General features: G+C 54.9%; 9 protein-coding genes. 7 read left to right on the forward strand and 2 right to left on the reverse strand.

Annotated elements, in window-relative coordinates:
* The coding region (locus ACOSYY_RS12420) for a type 2 periplasmic-binding domain-containing protein (RefSeq protein ID WP_421662758.1) at positions 1-275 on the reverse strand (275 nt) is incomplete at its 3' end.
* A gap of 577 nt (positions 276-852) precedes the next feature.
* Here ACOSYY_RS12420 and ACOSYY_RS12425 point away from each other — a divergent pair.
* The gene (locus ACOSYY_RS12425) at positions 853-1,170 is read left to right on the forward strand and encodes a hypothetical protein (RefSeq protein ID WP_421662760.1); all 318 of its coding nucleotides are present in this window, start codon (positions 853-855) and stop codon (positions 1,168-1,170) included.
* 350 nt (positions 1,171-1,520) lie between these two features.
* On the opposite strand, the gene ACOSYY_RS12430 is transcribed toward ACOSYY_RS12425, so the two are convergent.
* Entirely contained in the window at positions 1,521-1,697 is a 177-nt protein-coding gene (locus ACOSYY_RS12430) for a macro domain-containing protein (protein WP_421662762.1), read from the reverse strand.
* Positions 1,698-2,249: 552 nt separating this feature from the next.
* Between ACOSYY_RS12430 and ACOSYY_RS12435 the strand changes: the two genes are divergently transcribed.
* The 6 genes from ACOSYY_RS12435 to speB all read left to right on the forward strand — a co-directional run bounded on the left by ACOSYY_RS12435 (position 2,250) and on the right by speB (position 7,584).
* On the forward strand, positions 2,250-3,356 hold the full coding sequence (locus ACOSYY_RS12435; protein WP_421662764.1) for a deoxyhypusine synthase family protein: 1,107 nt from the start codon (positions 2,250-2,252) through the stop codon (positions 3,354-3,356).
* Positions 3,353-3,994 carry a DsbA family protein gene (locus ACOSYY_RS12440; protein WP_421662766.1) on the forward strand — a complete coding sequence of 214 codons (642 nt, stop codon included), beginning with the start codon at positions 3,353-3,355 and terminating at the stop codon, positions 3,992-3,994. The genes ACOSYY_RS12435 and ACOSYY_RS12440 overlap by 4 nt, the downstream gene beginning before the upstream one ends.
* Positions 3,995-4,191: 197 nt before the next feature.
* The gene (locus ACOSYY_RS12445; RefSeq protein WP_421662768.1) at positions 4,192-4,365 is read left to right on the forward strand and encodes a hypothetical protein; all 174 of its coding nucleotides are present in this window, start codon (positions 4,192-4,194) and stop codon (positions 4,363-4,365) included.
* Between the two features lie 35 nt (positions 4,366-4,400).
* On the forward strand, positions 4,401-5,837 hold the full coding sequence (locus tag ACOSYY_RS12450; protein ID WP_421662770.1) for an aldehyde dehydrogenase family protein: 1,437 nt from the start codon (positions 4,401-4,403) through the stop codon (positions 5,835-5,837).
* 176 nt (positions 5,838-6,013) lie between these two features.
* On the forward strand, positions 6,014-6,583 hold the full coding sequence (locus tag ACOSYY_RS12455; protein ID WP_421662772.1) for a pyruvoyl-dependent arginine decarboxylase: 570 nt from the start codon (positions 6,014-6,016) through the stop codon (positions 6,581-6,583).
* Positions 6,584-6,651: 68 nt separating this feature from the next.
* Positions 6,652-7,584 carry an agmatinase gene (speB, locus tag ACOSYY_RS12460; RefSeq protein WP_421662774.1) on the forward strand — a complete coding sequence of 311 codons (933 nt, stop codon included), beginning with the start codon at positions 6,652-6,654 and terminating at the stop codon, positions 7,582-7,584.
* Positions 7,585-7,640: the final 56 nt, after the last annotated feature.

Raw genomic sequence — 7,640 nt, forward strand, 5'->3', positions numbered from 1 at the left:
CCATGGATTATGAGATACGCAACTCCGGCTGCCAGCACCAGAAATCCGACTAGCCAGCGAGTAAATCTCTGTTGCGCCGTGGCAAGCACCTGATCGATCTTTTTCTTGAGAGCCGGCTGGGAGGCGATATAGGCATTGACCGAACTCTTGGCTTCTTTTAAACCGATATTCCGCTCTTCACGAACAACCTTGATTGCCTCGATTACATTGCCATGCCACAGCGCCTCAACCGCCGCTTTGGGAAAATCTGAAGCAGGCCGCGGTTTGTTTTTCATGGGTAGAAAAAATGACGTGATAGAAGAACTTTGTCCCGTTTATAACCGCTAAAGCGAAGAGGAGGCAACAATAATGGCTGTACAACCGACCACATTTCTTGCGTTCATCTCCTCGTTCGAAGGAAGGAGTCATGAAGCCGGCCGGCATGCCCTTCGCTGGGACAGTTGTACTGTGTCACAAGTAGATCGCCACCCACTAGACACGACCAGCAGCAGCGAGTCAGACTAAACCAATTCGAGACGTTGGTAAGAAAGTTTTAATGAATGAAGGCCTTATTTTCCTTCCATGCCGATACCTCATCTCCCTCCGGTCCTAGACATTTCTCCTAGGGTTGTTCCTAGTATTCTGATGAAACAGTAGACTTTATATCCTTCACTTCTTCAGTTCACACAATACTATGTTATCCACACTATTTAAGAACAACGCCATCGTCCATTGCTGTAAGTCATTTACAATACGTGAATATTAAGTTTCGATTGAACAGAATCACAATACGACGGCTCGCATTCCCTCATGGCATTCAACTTGCTGCTGCACATACTTGAATGACAGGACTTGAATTACAAGAGGTGAAGCATGAAACAAACAATGCACCCCATCAGTGTTCGGATTGAGTGGTGTCGAAGGCAATCTGCACAGGCTCACACCGAATCGGACATAGACGAGTGGCGCGCAGAAGCAGATGGCTTGCGAGATGCCCTCATGGGTACTGACCACACCGACAACTATCAACTGTGCCCTCCCGAAGTTTTCAGCCGGTATGTGCTGGGCTTCCAAGATGGGACGGCATTGCTGCGAGCCACACGAGTGCAGCGCATGGTTCATGCCGCCGCATCGGAGACTCCACAACCGTCTCGGGTGGGTGTTGACGTTCTACTAGGAGATGTCCGATGAATTGCCTACGATGTAACGGCCTCGCCGTCAGTGACGACAGCTTAGCAGTGCAGACGGGTTCATCATCGGACTTTCATGGTTGGCGATGTATTAATTGTGGAATGATCGTCGACGATGTGATCAATCAGAATCGGCGAGTTATCTCCCGACCGAGAGTATCACCCGGTCCCGAACGCCGAGGGTACGGTCGTCAGGCTGCGTGACGGCACCGCGCCACTGGCTATTCTGCAGCCGCTCACTTCCACTCCATTTGAAATCGACTGGGGTGCGTGGGGAGTCGAGGTGGCCATCCGGAGTGGAATGCGGGCGGCGATGAGCCGGTTCGTCGCGTGAGATGCCCAGGCCCCAGTTCACCGGTCTTTGGAGTAACCCGTCTGGCAATAATGCCTGAAATCCTTGTACATGGCGGGCCGCTCTTGCCGCAGATTCAGCGCCAAGCCGGTCGCATAGTTGTCGTTCGGAGCCACACCGTGCGCGACCATTTCGGCCGTTGTCCGTAAAATATCCCCCGCTACTTCTTTCAACATAGAACCTCCAATGAGTGTCTAAACGGTATGGCATGGTATCACTCGGCATGTCGTCTCGTGCTGCCTTCCATGCGAGAGACAATCGTCCTTGCGAAGGTACCGCCCTTCCGTTATGAAGGTAGAGTCACTCTTTTCTGACTTGGGGTTCACGGCGCGGTGTACATTTGACCTGCTCACGGCACATTGGCGATTGCTTTCTTCGGTACGGTCGGGGGTCTATTATTGGAAGGGGCTTCTCGAATGAGTGGGGTTTTGAATTCTGTTCTACAGGGCCCGTGCATCAGAACGCAGAACGTCTAAAGCGATCGCGACCCATCATGACGGCGCACGGATAAATCGTTTTATTGGTCCAAGCCTCACTTCATGCCTCTCGCCGATACACGTCATGCTATTTTCATGGCAACACAACAACTGCGTGTGAATTCGGAATTTAGAATAGACGGCGTGGTAACTTCTCTGAGCTGCCGGATGGGCGATCCTTTCATTGACGCATCTATTCTCGGTTGTGTATAAAACATAGTGCACGTGTAAGAAATTCTCAGAGGATTGCTTATGTACGCACGCGAGTTTCGTGACGGTGCAAAAGACGGATTAGAAGCGCTTGAGCCGCTTGATCCCGACAAGATTGCCTCGTTCAGCGATTTGCTTGAGGCCATGGGCAAGACTGCGTTCGGAGGGCGTCATCTCGGCAAGGCATTCGACGTGCTTTGGGCGATGGTCGAGGACCCTGACTGCCAAGTCGTGATGACATTGTCCGGTGCGATGACGATCGCCAAGATGGGGAAGATCATCACGAAGATGATCGATGAAGGAATGGTGCAATGCATCATCTCAACCGGGGCATTGATGGCGCATGGCCTCAGCGAGTCGGTCGGCAAGACGCATTATCGGCACGATCCTTCCATGAGCGATGAAGAACTCTTTCGGAAAGGGTATAATCGCGTCTACGACACACTCGAAATGGAAGCGAATTTGAATCATGTCGAGCACGTCGTCTCGCACACGTTGAAGCGCCTCAATCATGATCGGCCGCTTTCGTCGGAAATCCTCACGCGGGAGTTGGGGAAGACGTTGGCCGAGGAATTAGACGGAGATGGTATTCTCAAAAGTGCCTACTTGAAGAAGGTACCGATCTATATCCCGGCTTTCACTGATTCGGAAGTAGGACTGGACATGGGAACTTGGGCGATGGCTCGGGAGGTCGATCGAGTACGGTCTCAGACCGAGCACGGCGGAGAGGTGGATATTTTACGGGCGATTCATCAATCGTGTCCTTCATTCAATCCGTACCTCGATCTCAACAGCTATGCCGACCATGTCCTCTCTGCCAAACGACTTGGAATTTTCACGATTGGAGGCGGTGTCCCGCGGAACTGGGCCCAACAGGTCGGCCCATACATCGAAATCGGTAATCTCCGGTTGGGTCTGAGCGTGAAGCCGCCTCGATTTCACTATGGGGTGAGAATTTGCCCCGAACCGGACTATTGGGGGGGGCTCAGTGGCTGTACATATCAAGAAGGACTTTCCTGGGGCAAATTCGTGACCCCGAAGGATGGCGGGCGATTTGCCGAAGTATTGAGCGATGCCACGATCGTGTGGCCTTTGTTAATGATGGGGGTTCTGGAGCGGAAGAAAGCCAGCGCGGTGCATCGGTCATGAGGAAAACGGTCGGGCAATTTCTGGCTCAGCTGTTTGTCGTCGGTGGACTTGCATGGGTCTCTTACGTCTGGGCCGGAGATGCGCTTGACGCCGATACTCGTATGAGAGGGCTGGCGACCGCGCCGGTCACGCTGATCGAGTATTCTGATTTTACATGTGGCTATTGCCTGAAGTTTTTTAAGGATACGTGGCCACGGATTCAGGCTCGTTACGTCGATACCGGAAAGGTCCGGTTTCTTTATAAGGATTATCCGAGAGCCGATCAGGGCCCGGGAGTTGATGCTGCCTCAGCGGCACGGTGTGCGGGTGCCCAAGGCAAGTATTGGGGGATGCACGACCGGTTGTTTGCCGCAGGTGGTCGATTGGACAAGCAGGTCTATCTCCGGCATGCGGTCGCGCTCGAGTTGGACCAGTCCGCGTTTGAACGGTGTATGACCGACGGTCGGTATACGAGGGCGATTTTCGACGATCGCCAAGAAGCCAGTCGCTGGGGGTTTCATGGAACCCCTGGATTCGTCCTCATGCGGACGTCTGCCGAGCCGACGGAAAAAGAGCCGGCCGTTGCGATCCCGGGAGCATTTCCGTTCGAGATGTTCGCGGATGAAATTGATCGACTTCTGGCGAGTGATAAGAAATAGCCGAAGCGCTCTGGAGCGGGGCGAAACCGTTGCGCATGATGTTGACATCGGCATGCAAGTACGAACGTCCTCTTCGTCAATAAAAGGTAGGTGTCCATATGACTTCTATGCAATCGTTCTGGCCTGTTTCCCATCGCGATGACGACTTCTGGGTCTGCATGTCTTGCCTGACGGAAGTCTTCTACAGGAAGGTTCCGATGCCGAACTGTCCGGCCTGTCACGGTGTATCGACCTATGAGGGGTTTACCTTAGAGGCGATCCGTGATTGGGGCACAGAAGAATTGATCGCCAAGGCCGTAGCCGCCCAAGAAGCCGCCACGGTTGCTCAACCTGCTGCCGAAGCCGCCGCGCCGGTTGAAGCGACGGACTAACACCAACCTCATCACAGACCCCAGCGAGTCTCCCCGTGCAGGAATTCCGTCCGTTCCTCGTTCATGGCCAATGGAGATCCGGAGAACTCTCGGCTCCTGTCGTTGATCCGTTCACCGGAAAACTCGTCGCCCAGGTCACCCAAGCGACGGAATCAGATGTCGAGGAGGCCATCGCGTCCACGTGCAGTGCGGCTGAGACGATGGGGAAGCTCCCGGCGCATGGCAGGTACAATATCCTCCAACAGGTCGCCGCCCTACTCTATCGACGCCGAGATGAATTTGCCCAGGCCGTCACGACGGAGGCGGGCAAGCCGATCACCGACGCGAAACGAGAGGTCGGTCGGGCCATTCAAACGTTTACGGTGGCGGCTGAAGAAGCACGACGCATTCCGGGTGAAGTAATCCCGCTCGATTGGACGCCCGGCTTCGATACCCATCTTGGCGTACTTCGGCGTTTTCCGATCGGTCCGATTCTCGGCATCACCCCCTTCAACTTTCCGTTGAATCTTGTGGCACATAAAGTGGCGCCTGCGCTCGCATCCGGCAACCCGATTCTCATCAAGCCGGCTCCTCAAACGCCGTTAACGGCTCTTCTCCTTGGAGAGGTCATTATGGAGGCGGGACTTCCTCCGGGAGGGCTCAATGTAGTGCCGTGCGATAACATCCTCGCCGAGCGGATGGTCGTCGATCCACGATTCAAATTGCTCAGTTTCACCGGCAGTGCGTCGGTAGGATGGATGCTGAAGGCCAAATGTGGAAAGAAAAAAGTCACGCTCGAACTTGGCGGCAACGCCGGCGTGGTCATCGAGTCCGATGCCGATCTCGAGCTTGCGGCTCAGCGTTGTGCGGCAGGTGGATTCGGGTATGCCGGCCAGACATGCATTTCAGTACAGCGGATCTTCGTTCACCATTCTATCGCGGATGCGTTTACGACCAAGTTACTCATGCACGTCGCGAGGTTGAAACTGGGGGATCCTGCGGACGAGACGACGAGTATTGGTCCCCTGATCGATCAGTCAGCTGCTCAGCGAGTGGAAAGCTGGATCGACGAAGCTCTTGAGGACGGAGCGCGTGTGCTGCTGGGCGGAAAGCGAAAGGGATCACTTATCGAGGCTACGGTGCTATCGAATATAAAGCCTGACATGAAAGTTTCATGTCAGGAGGTGTTTGGACCGGTCGTCACCATCACGCCGTATCGGCAGCTCAGCGAAGCCGTGGCGTTGCTCAACCAATCGGACTACGGATTGCAGGCCGGCGTTTTCACGCAGGACATCAACAAGATCTTTTACGCCTTTCGTCACCTGGAAGTCGGAGCCGTGTTGGCAAATGAAATTCCTACGTTCCGAGCCGACCATATGCCATACGGCGGCGTGAAAGATTCCGGGTTGGGGCGTGAAGGTATTCGCGCCGCGATTGAAGATATGACGGAGCCGCGGATGCTCATCCTGAATCTAAAGGAACCGTCCCATTGACTTGAAAAAGTGTCTAGAAGATATTGCGAAGCCGGTTCAATCTTGCTACAACAGGCGCCCGATACTGCCGTTGATCTGGTCCGGTGTGTTTGTCCGGCTGACCGCTCCGGGGCACGTCACCAAGCAACTTCCGAACAACCAGACAGGCCCGATTACCAGAGGAAAGGGGAGAATGAATGGTACCTACGCATATGTTTTTAACGAGAGGGGTGGGGGTCCACAAGGAAAAGCTGGCCTCCTTCGAAGAGGCGTTGCGCAGCGCGGGTGTGGCCTACTGCAACCTCGTCAGCGTATCGTCTATCCTTCCTCCCCATTGTAAAATCATCCCTCGCAAGCGAGGAGAGAAGCTGGTGAAGCCGGGCGAAATCACGTTTTGCGTCATGGCGCGTTCGGAAACGAATGAGCGGAACCGGCTCATCTCGGCGTCGGTCGGTTTGGCGAAGCCCACGGACCACGGCACCTATGGCTATCTATCGGAACACCATGCCCATGGTGAAACAGATGAGGAGACCGGAGAATATACGGAAGATCTCGCAGCGCAAATGCTCGCCACGACCTTAGGTGTCGAATTTGATCCAAACGTGGCTTGGAAAGAGCGTGAACAGGTCTTTAAGATGGGTGGAAAAATAGTGAGAACTCTGAACATCACCCAGTCAGCCGTCGGAAAAAAAGGTAAGTGGACGACGGTCATTGCACTGGCGGTCTTCATCCCGCCGGAGAATGTTCCCACCCGTTCTCGCAAGTAGATGGTTGGTCGGGCCTTGACTGTATTCATACCGCCTCAGCCGTCGGCCTCATCAGGGGGAAAATGCCCATGACGCTTCCTGTCGGTTGGGAGGGACCCGCCCATAATTTCCTGGGGATCGACGAACCTTGGTGCCATCCGGACCAAGCGGGTGTCTATGTTCTACCGGTTCCCTACGAGCATACCTCCAGTTATATCCGCGGGTCAGACCATGGCCCATCCGCTATCTTGGAAGCATCGTGCCAGGTTGAATTCTACGATGAGCAGCTTGAGTGTGAACCGTTTCGAGAATGGGGCGGAATCGCGACGGCTTCGCCGTTGGATCTCAAAGGGGATGTCGACCGCGCGGCGGTCGACGCTATCGAAGCGTTTGTCTCCCCGCACGTCGGAACCGGGCGGTTTCTTATCACGCTGACGGGCGAACACACCGGTGCATTGGGAGCGATTCGAGCTCATGCGAAACGATATCCGCAGATGACCGTTGTGCAGATTGATGCCCACGGAGATCTACGGGATGCCTATCAAGGGAATCCGTTCAGCCATGCCAGCGTGATGGCCAGGGTGGTGGAAGACGGCCTATCCTTGGTGCAAGTGGGCATTCGGTCTATCAGCCCGGAGGAGGTTGCTCGCATCGATGCCACGGCTCGCATCAAGACGTTTTTCGCTGCGACCATCCTTGATCCATCCGGCCCCTACGAGGGCAAAGCATCCAACTGGATACCCGAGGTGGTTGCGGCCTGCCGAACACCCGTGTACCTGACGTTCGACTGCGATGGACTGGATGCGTCAATTGTTCCCGCCTTGGGCACCCCCGAGCCAGGCGGGCTCGGATGGTACGATACTCTGAATCTCATCACGGCGCTGGCCAACGGGCCCGGCATCGTAGGCATGGATATCAGCGAGATCGCTCCAATCGAAGGATTCGTGGCGCCGCAATTTTCCATCGCGCGGTTGATCTATCGGATACTCGGTCGCATCAAGGCCGGCCGTCGCGTGCATTGAGCCGGATACTGAAACAGGCCGTCCGCATCGTTCTCGCCTCGCTCAGACGCTCGACG

Source organism: Nitrospira sp. BLG_2, assembly GCF_049222245.1.

Bases quoted from the DNA above. Each gene is read 5' to 3' on its own strand.
- ACOSYY_RS12425 (WP_421662760.1), top strand. From the start codon at position 853: ATGAAACAAACAATGCACCCCATCAGTGTTCGGATTGAGTGGTGTCGA.
- ACOSYY_RS12430 (WP_421662762.1), bottom strand. From the start codon at position 1,697: ATGTTGAAAGAAGTAGCGGGGGATATTTTACGGACAACGGCCGAAATG.
- ACOSYY_RS12435 (WP_421662764.1), top strand. From the start codon at position 2,250: ATGTACGCACGCGAGTTTCGTGACGGTGCAAAAGACGGATTAGAAGCG.
- ACOSYY_RS12440 (WP_421662766.1), top strand. From the start codon at position 3,353: ATGAGGAAAACGGTCGGGCAATTTCTGGCTCAGCTGTTTGTCGTCGGT.
- ACOSYY_RS12445 (WP_421662768.1), top strand. From the start codon at position 4,192: ATGCCGAACTGTCCGGCCTGTCACGGTGTATCGACCTATGAGGGGTTT.
- ACOSYY_RS12455 (WP_421662772.1), top strand. From the start codon at position 6,014: ATGGTACCTACGCATATGTTTTTAACGAGAGGGGTGGGGGTCCACAAG.
- speB (WP_421662774.1), top strand. From the start codon at position 6,652: ATGACGCTTCCTGTCGGTTGGGAGGGACCCGCCCATAATTTCCTGGGG.